This is a genomic window from Streptomyces sp. NPDC028331 (genome assembly GCF_055565775.1).
The window spans coordinates 136,364-154,299 of sequence record NZ_JBVHTR010000014.1 but is presented as its reverse complement, the minus strand read 5'-3'; the positions used below and the strand labels follow the sequence as shown (position 1 = coordinate 154,299).

Annotated in this window: 13 protein-coding genes; 8 read left to right on the top strand and 5 right to left on the bottom strand. The window is 73.1% G+C overall.

Annotation, left to right across the window (positions count from 1 at the left end):
* Positions 1-19: 19 nt before the first annotated feature.
* The gene (locus tag ACZ4SW_RS21775) at positions 20-1,030 is read right to left on the bottom strand and encodes a glutathione S-transferase family protein (RefSeq protein WP_468246640.1); all 1,011 of its coding nucleotides are present in this window, start codon (positions 1,028-1,030) and stop codon (positions 20-22) included.
* Between the two features lie 227 nt (positions 1,031-1,257).
* Between ACZ4SW_RS21775 and ACZ4SW_RS21770 the strand changes: the two genes are divergently transcribed.
* Complete coding sequence (locus ACZ4SW_RS21770; protein WP_468246636.1) at positions 1,258-2,202, top strand: cation diffusion facilitator family transporter; 945 nt, start codon at positions 1,258-1,260, stop codon at positions 2,200-2,202.
* Between the two features lie 206 nt (positions 2,203-2,408).
* A complete protein-coding gene (locus ACZ4SW_RS21765; protein ID WP_468246632.1) occupies positions 2,409-4,745 on the top strand; it encodes a SpoIIE family protein phosphatase in 2,337 nt (778 codons plus the stop codon).
* Positions 4,746-4,835: 90 nt separating this feature from the next.
* On the opposite strand, the gene ACZ4SW_RS21760 is transcribed toward ACZ4SW_RS21765, so the two are convergent.
* Together ACZ4SW_RS21760 and ACZ4SW_RS21755 are read right to left on the bottom strand one after the other, a co-directional pair.
* A complete protein-coding gene (locus ACZ4SW_RS21760) occupies positions 4,836-5,282 on the bottom strand; it encodes a nitroreductase family deazaflavin-dependent oxidoreductase (protein ID WP_468246628.1) in 447 nt (148 codons plus the stop codon).
* A gap of 120 nt (positions 5,283-5,402) precedes the next feature.
* Positions 5,403-6,035, bottom strand: coding sequence for a LysE family transporter (locus ACZ4SW_RS21755; RefSeq protein WP_468246624.1), 633 nt, complete (start codon positions 6,033-6,035; stop codon positions 5,403-5,405).
* Between the two features lie 260 nt (positions 6,036-6,295).
* Here ACZ4SW_RS21755 and ACZ4SW_RS21750 point away from each other — a divergent pair, with 260 nt between their 5' ends.
* Together ACZ4SW_RS21750 and ACZ4SW_RS21745 are read left to right on the top strand one after the other, a co-directional pair.
* On the top strand, positions 6,296-7,504 hold the full coding sequence (locus ACZ4SW_RS21750; RefSeq protein WP_468246619.1) for a cytochrome P450: 1,209 nt from the start codon (positions 6,296-6,298) through the stop codon (positions 7,502-7,504).
* A 21-nt stretch (positions 7,505-7,525) separates the two neighbouring features.
* On the top strand, positions 7,526-7,726 hold the full coding sequence (locus ACZ4SW_RS21745) for a ferredoxin (RefSeq protein WP_468246886.1): 201 nt from the start codon (positions 7,526-7,528) through the stop codon (positions 7,724-7,726).
* Positions 7,727-7,729: 3 nt separating this feature from the next.
* Here the strand turns inward: ACZ4SW_RS21745 and ACZ4SW_RS21740 are convergent, their stop codons facing one another.
* Entirely contained in the window at positions 7,730-8,038 is a 309-nt protein-coding gene (locus tag ACZ4SW_RS21740; protein ID WP_468246615.1) for a hypothetical protein, read from the bottom strand.
* 164 nt (positions 8,039-8,202) lie between these two features.
* Between ACZ4SW_RS21740 and ACZ4SW_RS21735 the strand changes: the two genes are divergently transcribed.
* The 3 genes from ACZ4SW_RS21735 (at position 8,203) to ACZ4SW_RS21725 (ending at position 12,076) form a co-directional block, all read left to right on the top strand.
* Positions 8,203-8,736, top strand: coding sequence for a flavoprotein (locus ACZ4SW_RS21735; RefSeq protein ID WP_468246611.1), 534 nt, complete (start codon positions 8,203-8,205; stop codon positions 8,734-8,736).
* Positions 8,737-8,789: 53 nt separating this feature from the next.
* Positions 8,790-9,677 (top strand): alpha/beta fold hydrolase, encoded by an 888-nt coding sequence (locus ACZ4SW_RS21730; RefSeq protein ID WP_468246606.1) that lies wholly within the window; start codon positions 8,790-8,792, stop codon positions 9,675-9,677.
* Between the two features lie 458 nt (positions 9,678-10,135).
* Complete coding sequence (locus tag ACZ4SW_RS21725; RefSeq protein WP_468246598.1) at positions 10,136-12,076, top strand: ricin-type beta-trefoil lectin domain protein; 1,941 nt, start codon at positions 10,136-10,138, stop codon at positions 12,074-12,076.
* Between the two features lie 19 nt (positions 12,077-12,095).
* On the opposite strand, the gene ACZ4SW_RS21720 is transcribed toward ACZ4SW_RS21725, so the two are convergent.
* Positions 12,096-14,495 (bottom strand): SpoIIE family protein phosphatase, encoded by a 2,400-nt coding sequence (locus ACZ4SW_RS21720; protein WP_468246595.1) that lies wholly within the window; start codon positions 14,493-14,495, stop codon positions 12,096-12,098.
* 247 nt (positions 14,496-14,742) lie between these two features.
* On the opposite strand from ACZ4SW_RS21720, the gene ACZ4SW_RS21715 reads away from it, so the two are divergent.
* Positions 14,743-17,838: a glycoside hydrolase family 2 TIM barrel-domain containing protein gene (locus ACZ4SW_RS21715; RefSeq protein WP_468246592.1), complete on the top strand. Its 3,096-nt coding sequence runs from the start codon at positions 14,743-14,745 to the stop codon at positions 17,836-17,838.
* The last annotated feature ends 98 nt before the right edge of the window (positions 17,839-17,936 follow it).

Genomic DNA, 17,936 nt, shown 5'->3' with positions numbered 1-17,936 from the left:
CTGTCGGTGCCCCGGCGCCTCAGGGCCGCCCCTCGGCCGGAACCTGCTCCTGCGCGCGGACCGGCCCCGGCGGCGTCCCGTCACCGAACGGGCGCCCGCCGAGGTCCTCCCGGCCGTGCGGGGTGAGCCAGCCGCTCAGGTCCGGTCCGAGCGGCACGATCCCGGTGGGATTGATGCCCGTGTGCACCTGGTAGTAGTGCCGCTTGATGTGGTCGAAGTCGACGGTGTCGCCGAAGCCGGGCGTCTGGAACAGGTCGCGGGCGTACGCCCACAGCACCGGGTCCTCCGCCAGCTTCCAGCGGTTGCACTTGAAGTGACCGTGGTAGACGGCGTCGAAACGGACCAGCGTGGTGAACAGCCGGATGTCGGCCTCGGTGATCGTGTCACCGACCAGATAGCGCTGCCCGGCCAGGCGCTCCGACAGCCATTCCAGCCGGCGGAACACATCCGTGCACGCCTCCTCGTACTCCTTCTGGCCGGTGGCGAAACCGGCCCGGTACACCCCGTTGTTGACATCGTCGTACACCAGGCGCATCACCTCGTCGATCTCGTCCCGCAGCCGCTCCGGGTACAGGTCGGGCGCGCCCCCGCGGTGCAGGGACGTCCACTCGGTGGCCAGGTCCAGCGTGATCTGCTGGTAGTCGTTGGTGACGAGGCGGCCGCTCGGCACGTCCACGACCGCCGGCACGCTGACCCCGCCGGGGTACCCGGTCTCCCGCGCGTCGTAGGCCTCGCTGAGGTAGCGGATGCCGAGGACGGGATCGCGGCCGTCGGGGTCGAGGGTGAACCGCCAGCTCCGGTCGTCCTGGATGGGATCGGCGATCGCCAGTGACAGGGCGTCCTCCAGCCCGAGCAGCCGCCGCGAGATCACGGCCCGGCTCGCCCACGGGCAGGCCCGGCTGGCCACCAGCCGGTACCGGCCGGCCTCGACCGGCCAGCCGTCGCTCCCGTCCGCGGTGATGCGGTCCGCGAAGTGGCTCCTGGACCGCTTGAACTGCTTCTTCCCGTACGCGCTGTTTCCGTCGGTCATGCCGCCCCTCCTCACACCGGCGTCCCTGCGGCCTGTCGGGTTCCCCGTTTTCCGCCCCGACACCGTGTGAGAGGCGCGGACGGGGGCAGTCGGGCGAGGTGAGCGGGACATCCTCGAACAGGGAACGGGACACTACGACAGTCGCACGGGCGCCCTCGCACGACCGGTCGCCGGGATCCGGGCCGGAGCGGCGTGAGGGGTCCTCGGACGGCAGGACACGCGTCACGGTGCTCGTGGCGCTCGCCGCCAACCTGCTGATCGCCGTGGCCAAGGCGGTCGGCGGACTCCTCGCCGGCTCGCCGGCGCTGCTGTCGGAAGCGGCGCACTCCGTGGCGGACAGTCTGAACGAGATCTTCCTGCTGGCCGCGCTGCGTCGCAGCCGCCGCCCGGCCGACCGCCGCCACCCCTTCGGCTACGGCAAGGAACGGTTCTTCTGGTCGCTGCTCGCGGCCGTCGGCATCTTCGTCATGGGCGGCTGCTTCTCCTTCTTCCAGGGCTTCGAGGCGCTGAAGAGCGGCGCGGAGGAGTCGCACAGCGGCTATGTCGCCGGGCTCGTGGTGCTCGGGGTGGCGCTGGTGTCGGAGGGCGTCTCCCTGGTGCGGGCCCTGCACCAGGTGCGCCGGCAGCACGGCACGTCCCTGCGGGCGCTGCGGGACCCGGCGCTGCGCACGGTCGTCGCCGAGGACAGCACGGCGGTGCTGGGCGTGCTCCTCGCGATCGTCGGCATGGCGCTGCACATGGTCACCGGGCAGGTCGTGTGGGAGGCGTCCGCGTCGCTGGCGATCGGCGCGCTGCTGGTGTACGTCGCCTACCGGCTCGGCCGCGACGCCCGTGACCAGCTCATCGGGCAGGCCGCCGATCCGGAGCTCAGCCGCCGGATCCAGGGGCTGCTGGAGGAGCAGTCCGAGATCGACAGCGTCGAAGCGCTGCTGACCATGCAGCTCGGCCTGGATTCCGTCCTGGTCGCCGCCCGTATCGATCTGGTCCCCGGCCTGGACAGCGAGGAGGTCGAGGACATCGCGGTACGCATCAAGCGTTCGCTCGCCGGGGCGGTCCCCGAGGCCGACCAGATCTTCCTCGACATCACGGACGCTCCGACCCGTGCGGCGTCCCGACGCCCCGGCGCGGACAGGGAGAGCCCCGCCGCGACGGGGGGACACGGCGGGGCCTGAGGGACGGTTGCCCGGCGGGGCGCGCGTCATGCACACGAGTTCCGGGGGTTCGGCCTGCGGTCGGCGCCGGTGGTCGACTCGCGGTGACACGGGGGCGAGCTGCACGGTGCGTCGGGCCTGCTGGGCGCGCGCGTGCAGCGTACGGCCGTTGCCGCGACGCCCGGCGCGCGGTTGAGGCAACGCACCCGAGGGATCATTCTGAGGATATGGAGCAAGCCGCCGCTGCGGTGATCGTCGATGCCCGGGGCACGGTGACGGCATGGAGCGAGGGTGCCCGGCGGCTGACGGGATACACGGCCGAGGAGGTCGTGGGACGCGCGGCACAGGAGCTGCTCGCCGAGGACGCACCCCTGCCGGGGCTGACCGCCCTGACCGGCACGGCCGTCCTGCGTCACCGCGACGGCCACTCGGTGCCGTTGTGCCTGAGCGTGCACCCCGTGACGGGCGCGGACGGCTCCCCGCAGGGATTCGTGGTCACCACCGCGCCCGCCACCGCGGACTCCGAGCTGGTGGCACGGGCGTTCCAGCAGGCGCCGGTCGCGATGTCCGTCTTCGACCTGGGGCAGCGCTACATCCGCGCCAACGACAGGGCAGGGGAGATCCTGCGCGTCGACTCGGCCACGCTGACCGGTCGGCACCTGCCCGACACGGTGGCCGACGACGAGTCCGGCCGCCGCTTCCACCGCCATCTGCGCCAGGTCGCCGGGACCGGGCTTCCCGTGCACTACGAGAGCTACACCCGCAGCCCCTCCGAGCGCCGGGATCACGCCTGGACCATCGACATGTGGCCGGTGTGCACCGCATCCGGCGACATGACCGCCGTCGCCATCTCGGCCGTCGACAACAGCGAGCAGTATTGGGCACGCCGGCGCCTGGTCCTGCTCAACGAGGCCGCAGCCGCCATCGGCACCACGCTGGACGTGCCGCGCACGGCCGGGGAGCTGCTCGACGTGGTCGTCCCCCGGTTCGCCGACTTCGCCAGTGTCGACCTGCTCGACTGGGTGCTCGGCACGGAGGAACCGCCCGCCGCCGCGGAGGGCGACGTCGTCCTGCGCCGCATCGCCCACCGGTCGGTCACCGTGGGAACGCCCGAGGCGGCCGTCCGGATCGGAGACGCCGACACCTACGCCCCCCTCTCGCCGCCCGCGCGGGCCCTGCGCGAGGGCCGCGCCGTACTGCGCCGGACCGGCGAACCCGACTTCGACCGCTGGGTGCAGGAGCGCAACGCCCGAGGGGTGGGCGACCCGGCGTACCGCAGGGGCGCGCACTGCCTGGTGGCGGTGCCGCTGCTGGCCCGGGGCACCACCCTGGGCGTCGCGGTGTTCGTGCGCATAGTCAACCCCGACCCCTACGCCGCGGACGACGCCGTGCTGGCCGAGGAACTGGCGAGCCGGGCGGCCGTCTGCGTCGACAACGCCCGCCGCTTCGCACGCGAACGCGCCACCGCGCTCGCCCTCCAGCACAGCCTGCTGCCGCGCGGCCTGCCAGGACAGGTCGCGGTGGAGGTGGCCCACCGCTATCTGCCGTCCGGGTCGCTCGCCGGGATCGGCGGTGACTGGTTCGACGTGATCCCGCTGTCCGGCAGCCGGGTCGCGCTCGTCGTCGGCGACGTCGTCGGGCACGGCATCCGCTCCTCGGCCACCATGGGCCGGCTGCGCACGGCCGTGCGGACCCTCGCCGATGTGGACCTGCCGCCCGACGAACTCCTCACCCACCTCGACGACCTGGTCACCCACCTGGCCACGGGCGAGGGCGGCGACGAGGTGGGCGAGCTCGGCGCGACCTGTCTGTACGCGGTCTACGACCCCGTCGCCCGCCGCCTGGCCCTGGCCGCCGCGGGGCACCCGGCGCCGGCCGTCCTCACGCCCGACGGCACCGCCCGGCTGGTCACGATGTCCGCCGGGCCGCCGCTCGGCGTCGGCGGCCTCCCCTTCGAGGCGAGGGAGATGGACCTGCCGGAGGGCTCGCTGATCGCCCTGTACACGGACGGGCTCATCGGCGAGGGCCGCGCGCGCGACCTGGACCACGGCGCCACCGAGCTGTGCCGTGCCCTGGAACCGCCGAGCGGCTCCCTGGACGCGCTGTGCGACAGGGTCCTGAAGTCGGTGCTGTCCGAGGAACCCGGCGACGACGTGGCCCTGCTGCTGGCCCGGACCCGGGCCCTGGGCGCCGACCGGGTGGGCACCTGGGACGTTCCGTCGGACCCCGCGTCCGTGGCCACGGCCCGGCAGTACGCACTGGACCGGCTCGCCGAGTGGGGTCTGGGCGAGGCCGGGTTCGTCACGGAACTCGTCGTCAGCGAACTGGTGACCAACGCCATCCGCTACGGCGGGCCCCCCATCCAGCTCCGGCTGATCCGCGACCGCTCGCTGATCTGCGAGGTCTCCGACGGCAGTTCGACCTCACCGCATCTGCGCCGCGCACACGCCTACGACGAGGGCGGCCGCGGTCTGCTGCTGGTCGCCCAGCTCACCCAGCGCTGGGGCAGCCGGCAGACCAGCGAGGGAAAGACGATCTGGGCCGAACAGCCCCTGCCGAACTGACCCGCGGCCCGCCGCCCGCACCGCGGGCGAGCCGCACCGCGCCCGATCCCAGCGGCGGGGGGGCGGCCGTGCGGCTCGGGCGCGACGGCGTCACGTGCCGGTCGGCTCCAGCACGAAGACGGGGATCACCCGGTCGGTCTTCTTCTGGTAGTCGGCGTACGGCGGATACGCGGCCACCGCCCGCTCCCACCACACCGCCTTCTCCTCGCCGGTCACCTCACGGGCCGTCATCTCCTGCCGCTGCGGCCCGTCCTGGAGTTCCACCGTGGGGTGCTGCTTCACGTTGTGGTACCAGACGGGGTGCTTGGGCGCACCGCCCAGCGAGGCCACGACGGCGTAGCGGCCCTCGTGCTCCACGCGCATCACGGGAGTCTTGCGAATCTTGCCGGACTTGGCGCCGAGGGTGGTGAGGATGACCACCGGCATCCCCGTGTCCATGAGCGTCGTCCCCTTGGTGCCGCCGGAACTCTCGTACAGGTCGACCTGTTCGCGCACCCACTGCTCCGGGCTGGGTTCGTACTCGCCCTCAAGAGGCATGGCATCCGTCCCATCGTCGCGTACGACTGCTGACTCGTCCGTGGCCCCGCCGACCCGCGGTCCGGGCCGTGTGAGCACGGGCGGTTCACGATTCAACACCAGCCGGGGGCGGAATCATCCTCACCACGCGCCGGCCGGCATCCGTACCGCCAGCGCCGCGACGACCGCGCAGGAGACGAGCGCCGTCACCAGCCGGCCGCGCCGCCCGGTCAGCGCCCGGCCGAGCAGCGCCCCGCCGCAGGCCAGGAGCAGTTGCCAGCTCGCGGACGCGGCGAACGCGGCGAGCACGAACGCACCCTGGTCGAGGAGCCGTACGGTGTCCGTCGCGCGGCTGCCGACGACCAGCGCGGCGAAGTAGACCACGGTGGTCGGGTTGAGCAGGGTGACGCCCAGCAGCCCGAGATACGCCCGCGCGGGACCCGGCGGCACCGCGTCGCTGGTCGCGGCGGTCCCCGACGAGCGGTACCGGTGCACGGCGCGGACGCCGCCGTGCACCGCCAGTACGGCCAGCACGAGAGCCGCCGCCCACCGCAGCGGGATCAGCACCGGCTGGAGTGCCGCGGCGAGCGCGGTGCCCCCGGCGGCCGCCACCAGGGCGTAGAGCCCGTCGGCGGTGGCGACGCCGAGCGCGGCGCACGCTCCGGTCCGCAGGGACGTCCGGGCGGTGAGGGACACCAGGTAGGTCCCGACGGCTCCGACGGGCACCGCGATGCCGTAGCCCGCGACCAGGCCCGCGACGAGTGTCGCGGTCACGGCCGGGGAACCACGGGCCTCCGGGGCCGGCCGGACCGCTGCTGTCGCGCCGGCACCCGGTGACCGGCGGCAAAGGACGGCGGCAGAAGGGCTTCGGCGATCGGCATGCGCAGAGCCTGGAGGAGCGGCGGCGCACGGGCAAGCGAATTACTTTGGCCATATGCGGCACCTGGCGCATATGGCCGAACTTCGAGTGGTCCTGTAGATGCCCGAGGCATCTAATGATGATCGCCAAAGGGAATCTTCGTGCGAGGTCATCGATGACGAAACCCGGTACGACCGTGTCAGAACCCGTCACCTTCCCCCAGGACCGCACCTGCCCCTACCACCCGCCCACCGCCTACGAACCGCTCCGCTCGGCCCGCCCCCTGACCCGCGTCACCCTCTACGACGGCCGCGACGTGTGGGTGGTCACCGGGCACGCCACCGCCCGTGCGCTGCTCGCCGACCCGCGCCTGTCCTCCGACCGGACCCGGGCCGCCTTCCCCGCCGTCACCGCACGCTTCGCCGCCGCCCGGGACCGCAGGCTCGCCCTCCTGGGCGTGGACGACCCCCACCACCGCACCCAGCGCCGCATGCTGGTGCCGAGCTTCACCCTCAAACGGGCCAGCGCGCTGCGCCCGCGCATCCAGGCCATCGTCGACGGGCTCCTGGACGCCATGGAGGCCGCCGGTCCGCCGGCCGAACTGGTGAGCGCCTTCGCGCTGCCGCTGCCGTCGATGGTGATCTGCGCGCTGCTCGGCGTGCCCTACGCCGACCACGACTTCTTCGAGGAACAGTCCCGCAGGCTGCTGCGCGGCCCGTCCCCGGCCGACACCCTGGACGCCCGCGACCGGCTGAACGCCTACTTCGAGGAACTGATCGACCGCAAGCGCGACGCCCCGGGGGACGGTGTGCTCGACGAGCTGATCGAGGAGCAGCTCCGGGAGGGCGCGCTCGACCGGGACGAGCTGGTCTCCCTGGCCACGCTCCTGCTGGTCGCCGGGCACGAGACGACCGCCAACATGATCTCCCTCGGCACCTTCACCCTGCTGCACCACCCCGAACAGCTCGCCGAACTGCGCGCCGACCCGGGTCTGATGTCGGCCGCGGTGGAGGAGCTGCTGCGTTTCCTGTCCATCGCCGACGGGCTGGTGCGGGTGGCCACCGAGGACATCGAGGTCGCGGGTGTGACGATCCGGGCCGACGAGGGCGTCCTGTTCTCCACGTCCGTCATCAACCGCGACGCCGCCGCCTTCCCCGAACCGGACACCCTCGACTGGCACCGCCCGGCCCGTCACCACGTCGCCTTCGGGTTCGGCATCCACCAGTGCCTCGGCCAGAACCTGGCCCGGGCCGAGCTGGAGATCGCCCTGCGCACGCTCTTCGACAGGCTGCCCGGACTGCGACTCGCCGCCCCGGCCGAGGAGATCCCCTTCAAACCGGGCGACACGGTGCAGGGGATGCTGGAACTCCCCGTGAGCTGGTAGGAGGCTGCGGCCATGACCGACATCTCCATCTCCATCGACCAGGACGTCTGCATCGGCGCCGGCCAGTGCGCCCTGACCGCACCCGGTGTCTTCACGCAGGACGACGACGGCTTCAGCCAGGTGCTGCCCGGCAAGGAGGACGGCGGCGGCGACCCACTCGTGCGGGAGGCCGCGCGCGCCTGCCCGGTGGGCGCCATCAGCCTCTCCGAGAAGGGAAGCTGACGCTCACCGGGCGGTGACTCCCGCATCGAGGACGGCGAGGGCGGGCCCGCGCAGCCGTACGGGATCGGCGATCGCCTCGTAGGAGGTGATCCTCCCGTCCTCGACCGTCACCTTCAGCACCAGACGCAGCCGGCCCAGTGGCGCCACCACGGCCGCCACCGCTCCGTCCACCAGCGCCGCCTCGGCGAACCGGGCCCGCCCGCGCAGCAGCACCGTCTGCTCCGCCACGGCCCTCGCCCCGCGCAGCTCCGGCGCCCCGCCCGGCGGCAGCGCCGCGGCATCGGCCCGCCGCACGACATCGGGCGCCGGCACCGCCGGCAGCCCGCCGAGGTCACCGCCGCGTGCCGCCGCGAGGAACGCCTCGACGACCCGGCGGTGCCCGTCCAGCTCGGCGGCCTGCGGCGCGGAGCGGAACTGACCGAACTGGCCACCCGTCCGCCCGCCGTGATCACCGTGCGGAGCTCTAAGGTGCAGGCGTGACCCGACACGAGAAGAAACCCTTCCTCTACGTCGTCGTCTGTGCCGCCGGCGTCGCGCAGGACGTCCCGGAACTGATCACGGCCGCCCAGGAACGGGACTGGGAGGTGGGCGTCATCGCCACCCCGCTCGCCCTGCGGTTCTTCGACACGGCCGCCGTCGAGGCGCGAACCGGCCGCCCGATCCGGTCCGCGTGGCGCGCCCCGGGCGACCCCCGGCCGTTTCCGGACCCCGACGCGGTGGTCGTGGCCCCCGCCACCTTCAACACGATCAACAAGTGGGCCGCCGGCCTGGCCGACACCCTCGCCCTCGGCACCCTGTGCGAGGCGTACGGACTCGGCGTCCCGATCGCCGTCCTGCCCTGCGTGGGCGAGGCGCTGGCGGTTCACCCCGCCTATCGCGGGAGCCTCGAACGGCTCACCGGCATGGGGGTGCGGTTCGGTGACCCGTACGCCGGAGACATCGCCGAGGACGGCACCCGCCCTCGGTTCCGCTGGGAGCGGGCTCTGGACCTGCTCGCGCCGCGCCCCTGACCGCGCGCCCGTCCACCAGGGCATTCGCCGAGCCGACGCTCTACTGTCGTGCCATGACCGGAGACCCTATCGCGCTGGCCGTCCAGGACCACGGGGGCGACGGGCCGCCCCTGCTGCTCCTGCACGGCGCCGGGCGCACGCTCGCCGACTGGGCCGCCGTGGCCCCGCTCCTCGTGGCCCGGCACCGCGTGCTCGCCGTCGACCTGCGCGGCCACGGCCTCTCGCCGGACGGGCCCTGGCGCCTGCCCGAGGTGCTCGGCGACCTCGAGCGGGTCCTGACGGCGCACGGCGTCCCGGACGCTCTCCCCGTCGGGCACTCCTTCGGCGGCATGCTCGCCGTGCTGTACGCGCTGGAGCACCCGGGCGTCACCCCCGGGGCGGTGGACCTCGACGGCTTCGGCTGGGGACGCCCGGACCAGTACGTGGGCCTCGATCCGGACTACGTGGCTCAGCACCTCGCCCAGGTACGGGAGTTGAGCGCGGAAGGCCAGGGCAGGAAGCTGCCCCCGGACGGGCTCAAGGACCTCCTCGCCGAGCAGCGCGCGATCTCCGAGCGCCTCGGCATCCCGTACGAACTGCTGGAGGCCGGCATCCGGCGCTCCGTGCGGCAGCGGGACGACGGGGCGCTGGAGCTGCGGCCGGGGCGGGAGCGGGCGCTGCAGATGCTCGAGGTCATCGACTCGCTGGACGCGTTCGCCCTGTTCCGCCGGATGACCGCGCCGTTGCTCCTGGGCCGCGCCCAGCGGCAGGTGCCCTCCGTCCCCGGCCTGGACTGGTTCGATCCGATGATGCTCGCCCTCACCAAGGGGCTCGCCCGGGATCTCGCCGCCCTCACCGAGGAGCGGCCGGGCGTGACCGTCGCCCCGATCGACGGCACGCACGCCATGCTGCTGGAGAACCCCCGGGCGGTCGCGGACGCCATCCTCGCCTTCACCGCGTGACGGTGCGGCGGCACGGCCGTACGGCGCGCCGCCGCACCGGCGCGGGATCGAGCCCGGTGCCCGGCCTTCCGGCAGGTGCGTTTTCCTGCGCCCGGCCTGTGACCGGGAATTCGCCTCGGGGCGCGGTGGAACCTCTTGGGCGCGGAATTCGGTCACCGGCACCGAGTTGACTGACATTTCGTCAACAGACTGAATCCCGGGGCGAAAACCAAAACTGAGGAAGTCTCTTGTTCAGGCTCGCCGACCTGTGCAAAGGTGTCCCCGTCGCGCGCGGATCATCGTTTTCACCGCGACGCACGCAGGCGCTTCGATCCCCGCCCCGCTCCACGAGAGCTGCCCAGGGCGGTGTTCGGCCTGCGGACAACCCTTCCATGGACACCCCCGAATGCTCTCGGCGGGGTCGTGCCTCCATTGGTATGTACTAAAAACCCCGCGTGGCTTTTTGGAGGAACGTGGACGTGCAAGGTGGGGGTCTGCATCATTCCCCCGACCCCGTTCCGTCGTACGACGTCACCGACGAACAGCTCGCCGCCGAGCTGAAGAAGTCCGCCGGGAAGAGGCCCGTGCACCACCCGGTCGGCGAACTCCTCGACCGCCACTGGGAAGCCGCCTTCTCCTACGCCCGGCTGTGCACGGACGGTGCCCATCCCGCCGGAATGCTCACCACCGCCGCGTTCACCCGGCTTTTCGAGGATTCCGCGCGCCAGGGCGGGCCCACGGCGGCCTGGCGACCCCAACTGCTGGTCGCCATACGGCGCCTGGCGGCCGAATGGGACACCGACCACCGGCGCGAGCTGCTGCACCCCCTCCTCCGCTCCGAGGCCTTCCCCGGCGAGCGCGCCGTGGCACGGCTGCTGCCGCCCCCGAACCGGCGCCTGGTCTCCCGCGCCTTCCTCAGGCTCACCGAGCCGGCCCGTTGCCTGCTGTGGCATGTCGAGGTCGAACGTGAGGAACTCGCCGTGCCCGCAGCGCTGTTGGGGATCGACACGGACGACGCCGAGGTCAGGCTGGAGCGGGCGCGCGAACAACTGCGCGAGGCGTGCCTGGACGTCCACCGCGAGTCCGCACCCGACGAGGAGTGCCGCCGCTACGTCCGCCTGCTGGATGTCTCGCTGCGCCGGGACGACGCCGTTCTGGACCCCGACCTGCGCCTGCACATGGACGGCTGCGCGCACTGCCACCACGCCGTAGAGCAGTTGGAGGGCTTCCACGCCCGGCTCCCCCTCCTCCTCGCCGAGGGCGTGATCGGCTGGGGCGCGCAGGCGTACCTCGACGCGGCGGCCGCGCGCAGCCAGGCGGCCCAACCGGTCCCGGCGGCGCCCGTGGGCGGAGAACCGCTGGTCGACCCCGCCGATGCGGACCGGCGGTTCACCGCCGCCGAGCCGCCGGCCGACCCGGCCGACCGGGACCGGCGGTTCCCCGTCGCCGAGCCCCTCCCGCTCGCCGAAACCGACGACAGGCCGGCGGAGGCACCCGGCGGCGGCCCCCGCTCCAGTGCGGCGCGCAAGGCGCCCCGCCGTTCCTCGCAGCGCCGGCAGCTCGCCCTCGCCGTGGGGACGGTGAGCGCGCTCGTACTGCTGCCGCTCGTGGTGTGGTCCGGCTCCCGCTCCGGCGGGGGCGCCGTGCCCGGCACCGCCGCAACGTCCGACGCGCCGAGCCCCGGCGCACGGGCCGGCGCCTCGGGTTCGCCCTCGTGGGTGGGCGCCGCCGCCGAGGTGCCCACCGGAGCCTTCCAGGGCCGGCTGCGCAACGAGGACAGCGGGTTGTGCATCGGCCTCGACCGGACGCAGGCGGTGGCCGGCGCGGAGGCCGTGCTCGTCTCCTGCACCTCGTCCGCGACCCAGCAGTGGGCGTACGAGACGGACGGGCTGCTGCGCAGTGTGGCCGCCCCCGGACTGTGCCTCGACTCCCACCTCGGCTACTCGGTGCAACTCGCCCCGTGCGCGGGGCAGTCCCGGCCCGAGTCGAAGAACGTCCGCTACGACTTCACCGTGCAGGGCGCGATCGTCCCCCGCTGGAACCAGGACCTGGCCCTGACCCCGGCCTCGTCCTCCACCGGCGCGGGGCTGGTGGTCAAGCCGCGCACGGAGGACGGCACCCAGCGCTGGCTCACCGACGCGCCCAACTCGCTGCGGATGCAGACGGTCGACTGGGGCACCGGCAAGGAGGTGGCCGCCCGGGCGGCCCCGAGCGCCGCACCCTTCCGTACGACCACGCCCGCTCCCCGGAGCACCCCGAAGCCGGTTCCCACGCCCGTCACGCCCCACCCGGGGACGAGCCTGCCCTCCTCCCACGAAGGGGGCACCTGCTCCAACCCGTACTGCGCGCCGAACGGCCAGGGCGGCTTTGGCGGTTACGGCGGCCGGGGACCCTACGGCGGCGGGGGCGGCCGCCCTTGACCGCGCGGGAGCCCGGGTGTCACTCCTGGAGCAGGTTCAGCTCCGCCCAGATCGTCTTGCCCTCGGCGGTGTGGCGGCTGCCCCACCGCTGGGTGAGCTGGGCCACCAGGAGCAGACCGCGGCCGCCCTCGTCGTAGGTCCTGGCCCGGCGCAGGTGCGGGGCGGTGTGGCTGGTGTCGGAGACCTCGCAGATGAGGGTCGCGGCGTCGTGGATCAACCGCAGCCGGATCGGGCGCTCGCCGTACCGTATGGCGTTGGTGACGAGTTCACTGACCACGAGTTCGGCCGTGAACACGGCATCCCTGTGCCCCCATGTCTCCAGTTGTCCGGCGACCTGTTTGCGGACCGCCGCGACCAGCGCCGGATCCGCGGGGACGTCCCAGGTCGCCACCTGGGAAGCGGGCAGCCCGCGGGTGCGGGCGAGCAGCAGGGCCACGTCGTCCGACGCCCCGCCGAGGGGAAGCAACGCGTGCAGGACACGGTCGCAGGCCTCGTCCAGGGAGCCGGGGGCGCAGGCGGGGTCCGCGGCGGCGGGCGGTCCGGCCAGGGCGGCGCAGAGCAACTCGCGGCTGGTGTCCACGTCGCGCTCGCGGCTCTCGATCAGCCCGTCGGTGTACAGGCCGAGGACCGTGCCCTCGGGCAGATCGATCTCGGCGGACTCGAAGGGCAGTCCGCCCAGGCCCAGCGGCGGCCCGGCCGGCAGTTCGACCGCCCGGGGCGGCTCGCCCGGCACCATGATGACGGGCGTCGGATGGCCCGCGCGGGCCAGTGCGCACCGGCGTGAGACCGGGTCGTACACGGCGTACAGGCAGGTGGCGCCGACCTCGCCGGTGAAGCCGTCCTGACCGGCCTCCCCGGAAAGGCGGATGACGAGGTCGTCGAGGTGGGTGAGCAGTTCGTCCGGTGCCAGGTCGATGTCGGCGAGCGTCCGCACGGCGGTGCGCAGCCGTCCCATCGTCGCGGAGGCCTGGATGCCGTGGCCGACGACATCGCCGACGACCATGGCGACCCGCATCCCGGACAGCGGGATCACGTCGAACCAGTCGCCGCCCACCCCGGCGCGGGCCGCGGGCAGATAGCGGGAGGCGGCCTCCAGCGCCGCGGTGCGCGGCAGCGTGCGCGGCAGCAGGCTGCGCTGGAGGGCGAGCGCGGTCCGGCGCTCACGGGAGAACCGTCGGGCGTTGTCGACACAGACGGCGGCCCGGGCCGTGACCTCCTCGGCGAGCAGCACGTCGTCGGCCGTGAAGGGCGTGGGACGCCGGAAACGGGAGAACACGGCCACTCCGAGGGTTCCGCCGCGGGCCTGGATCGGCACCGCCATCGTGGAGTGGATGCCGTGGTCCCGTACCCGTGCGGCCCGCACCGGGTCCCAGTCGAGCCATCGGCCGAGCGAGGCGCCCGTCGCCACGATCGTCCGGCCGGCCACCAGGGCGTCCGCCTGCGGTGAGGGGCTGGGGTAGACATCGACACGGCCGGGTGCGACGACGGCCTCCGGGCAGCCCGGGGTCACCGACTGGTGGGCGGCCCGGCACAGCGCGACCGGGGCGGTGAGCGAGGCCGGATAGCCCTCGACCCCCTCGGCGGGCGGATCCAGCAGGTCGACGCTGACGAAGTCGGCGAGCGCGGGCACGCACACGTCGACCAGCTCCTGCGCGGTGCGGGTGACGTCGAGGGTGGTGCCGATACGGACACTCGCCTCGTTGACGAGCTGCAGCCGCTCCCGCGCCAGGTACTGCTCGGTGAAGTCGTGGGCGGCCACGCACACGCCCCGCACCCGCCCCTCGGCGTCCGTGATCGGCGACATCCGGGCCAGCCATGCGTACATGCTGCCGTCGTCGCCGATCGGCACGTAGGTGTGGACGTCGTTGCCCCGGCCGGTGGTGAGCACCCGGTACATGTGCTGTTCGATGTCGTCGCTCTGCGGCCGGCCGCCGATCTCGGGCAGGCGCAGACCCCTCAGGCGCTCCTCGGGCAGGCCGATCACCTCGGCCATGGGGTCGTTGATCCGGTGCAGGCGCAGCCGGTCGTCGTAGATCGCGACGGCGCAGGGCGACTGGGTCAGCTCGGCCCGCGCCAGCGGATCGTCCGCTGCGGGCCGTCCGCCGCCCGTCAGCGGAGTGACCACCAGCCAGCCGCCGTGATCGCCGTCCCGCGCGGGCCGGTGGTGGACCAGCAGCCAGACGGAGACGGTCCGTCCGTCGCGGTGCCGCAGGGGGAGGGTACCGCTCCAGCGGGAATCCCGGGGGAGGACGGTCTGCGCTCCGGCGGCCAGCAGGCGGGCCGCGGGCCGGCCCAGGACCTCGTCCGGCGTGTAGCCGAGCAGCCTGCGCGCGCCCTCGTTCCACTCGACCAGGACGCCCCCGTCGTCGATGAGCGCCCGTGCCGTGTCGGCATCGTCGAACGGATAGCCGGAGCTCATCGTCGCCACTCCATCGCGCACACGCACAGTGAGCAGAGCGCGTCACTGGTGTTCCAGCGTAGTGCCAACCGGGGCTCCGTGAACCCGCGGGCACCAGCGGGCGAAGGGCACGGGCCCGGGGCGAGGCGACGGAAGAGGCGGAAGGAAGCCACCGCACTCTTGACGGGCGCATGAGTCGCACCGTCAGAATCTGTTCGGTAACGATCAGTTGTGAGTATTTCTGGGCCCTGATGAGGGAGAGCCGCCCATGACGGTCACGCGTAGATCGGTCCTGATCGCCGGCACGGCAGCCCCGGCGGCCGGCGCACTCGTCGGCGCCGGGAGCAACCCGGCGGCGGCAGCCACCCGCACCTCGGGCCGCCGGACGGTCGCCCTCCGCGACGGCTGGCGGTTCGCCCTGGTCAATCCGGGCGGCATAACCGACCCGACGGGCGCCTTCGGCGACGCCGCCGCGCCCGGGTACGACGACTCGGCATGGCGCGAGGTCGCGGTGCCGCACGACTGGAGCATCGAGCAGACCCCCACCACCGAGCACGGCACCACCAGCGGCACCGGCTTCTTCCCCGGCGGCCTCGGCTGGTACCGCATCGCCTTCACCCTGCCGCCGGCCCTCGCCGGCAAGCGGATCGCGGTGGAGTTCGACGGCGTCTACATGGACTCGTACGTCTACTGCAACGGCACCGAGGCCGGCCGCCACCCCTACGGCTACACCGGTTTCGCCCTCGACCTCACCGATCTGCTGCACACCGACGGCACCACCGAGAACGTGCTCGCGGTCAAGGTCCAGAACCAGCTCCCGAGCAGCCGCTGGTACTCGGGCAGCGGCATCTACCGCGAGGCCCGCCTGGTCATCACCGAGCCGGTGCACGTGGCCCGCTGGGGCACCCACGTCACCACGCCGGACATCACCGACGCCCGCGCCGTCGTCCGGGTGCGCACCTCGGTGGTGAACGAGTCGGGCGCCGCGGGGGAGGTGGAGATCCGCTCGACGGTCACGGACCCCGACGGCCGGACGGTCGCCCGGACGTCCTCCACGGCCACCGTCACCGGCACCACCACCGAGACCCACGAACTCACCGTCTCCAGGCCCAGGTTGTGGGACTTCGCGACCCCGCACCACCGCTACACCCTGCACACCGAACTGCGGGCCGGCGGCAGGACCGTCGACACCTACGACACCACCTTCGGCATCCGCTCCTTCCGCTTCGACCCGGACGAGGGTTTCTCCCTCAACGGCGACCACACCAAGATCAAGGGTGTCGACCTGCACCACGACCAGGGCGCGCTCGGCGCGGCGATCAGCATCGACGCCGTACGCCGGCAGATGACGATCATGAAGTCGATGGGCGTCAACGCCTTCCGCACCTCCCACAACCCGCCCTCCCCGCAGATGATCCAGGTCTGCGAGGAGCTGGGCATCGTGATGATGGTGGAGGCGTTCGACTGCTGGCGCACCGGCAAGACCACGTACGACTACCACCGGTTCTTCGACGACTGGTGCGAGAAGGACGCCACCGAGATGGTGCTCGCGGCCCGCAACTCACCGGCCGTGGTCCTGTGGTCCATCGGCAACGAGATCCCCGACTCGACGTCCACCGCCGGGCTCGCCATGGCGGACCGGATCATCGGCGCGATCAAGGCCGCCGACGACACGCGCCCGCTCGTCATCGGCTCGGACAAATACCGCAGCGTGCCGAAGAAGGGCTCGGCGGCCGACCTCATGCTCGCCAAGCTCGACGGGCTCGGCCTGAACTACAACACCGCCAAGTCGGTGGACGCCCTGCACGCCGCCTACCCGCACCTGTTCCTCTTCGAGTCGGAGTCGTCGTCCGAGACCTCGACGCGCGGCGCCTACCAGGGGCCCGAGCACCTCAACACCGGCGAGAACCACACCCCGGGCAGGCGCGCCACCTCCTCCTACGACAACAACCTCGCCTCCTGGACCATGAGCGGCGAGTACGGGCACAAGAAGGACCGCGACCGGAAGTGGTTCGCCGGGCAGTTCCTGTGGTCGGGCATCGACTACATCGGGGAGCCCACGCCGTACGACGTCTTCCCGGTGAAGGCGTCCTTCTTCGGTGCCGTCGACACGGCCGGGTTCCCCAAGGACATGTACCACCTGTTCCGCAGCCAGTGGACCAGCGAGCCCATGGTGCACCTGGTGCCCATGACCTGGAACCACGACAAGGGGGACACGGTCGAGGTCTGGGCGTACGCCAACGTCGACACCGTCGAGCTGTTCCTGAACGGGAAGTCCCTCGGGACGAGGAGGTTCGACACCAAGAAGACCACGGACGGGCGCAGCTACCTGGAGACCACCGAGGCGACCGGCGACGACAAGACGTTCACCTCCGGTCCCTACCCCGGCAGCTACACCAGCCCGAACGGCAGCGCGGGCAAGCTCCACCTCACCTGGAAGGTGCCCTTCGAGCCGGGGGAGCTGAAGGCGGTCGCACGCAGGGACGGCAAGGTGGTCGCGACCGACGTCCTGCGCACCGCCGGGCCCGCGCACGCCCTGCGCCTCACCCCGGACCGCCCGTCGCTGGCCGCCGACGGCCGCTCCCTCGTCTTTGTGACCGCCGAAGTCGTCGACGCCCACGGCGTGGTGGTGCCCGACGCCGAGCACCTGATCACCTTCGACGTGCGGGGCGGCTCCCTCGCCGGGCTCGACAACGGCCGGGAGGAGAGCGCCGAACGCTACCAGGCCACCACCCGGACCGCCTTCCACGGCAAGGCGCTCGCCATCGTCCGCTCGGGCACCCGGGCGGGGACCGTGAAGGTGACGGCGCGCGCGGCCGGGCTGCGCACCGCCACCGCGACCGTCCGCACCACCGCCGCGCCGTCCACGGCCCTCACCCCGGCGCCGGTGTTCCGGCCCGACCCCCCGGCAGCCCCCACCCATCCCCACGCCGACGCCAGTTACTCCGGGCGCCCCGACACCCTCCCGGCCGCCATGCTCGACGGCGACCCGGCCACCGGGTGGTCCAACGCCTTCTACAAGTCGGCCACCGCCCTGCTGCCGGCCTTCGACGGCGCCCGGCCGAAGGACTGGGTGGCGGTCGACTACGGGCGCCGGCGGACCATGGGCCGCGTCGAGGTCTCCTTCACCGTCGACGCGACCCACGCCCTGCCCGCCTCGGTCGAGGTCTCCGTCGGGGACGGCGACCGGTACGTGCCCGTCACCGGCGCCACCGTGGACTGGGCCACCGCCTCCGACACCCCCACAGTGATCACCTTCGACGCGGTCCGCGGCTCCCGCCTCCGCCTCACGGTGACCAGCGCCCGCCCGGGCGCCGCCGACGGCGCGGTCCGCATCAGCCGGCTGGAGGCCCCGGCCGGCTGAGCCGGGCACCCGAGGTGCCGGCGGTTGTGCCGCGCGACCGCCGGTACCACCCTCACCCCTTGCTGACCTGGAGGTATTTACGAGTAAGTACCCTCGCG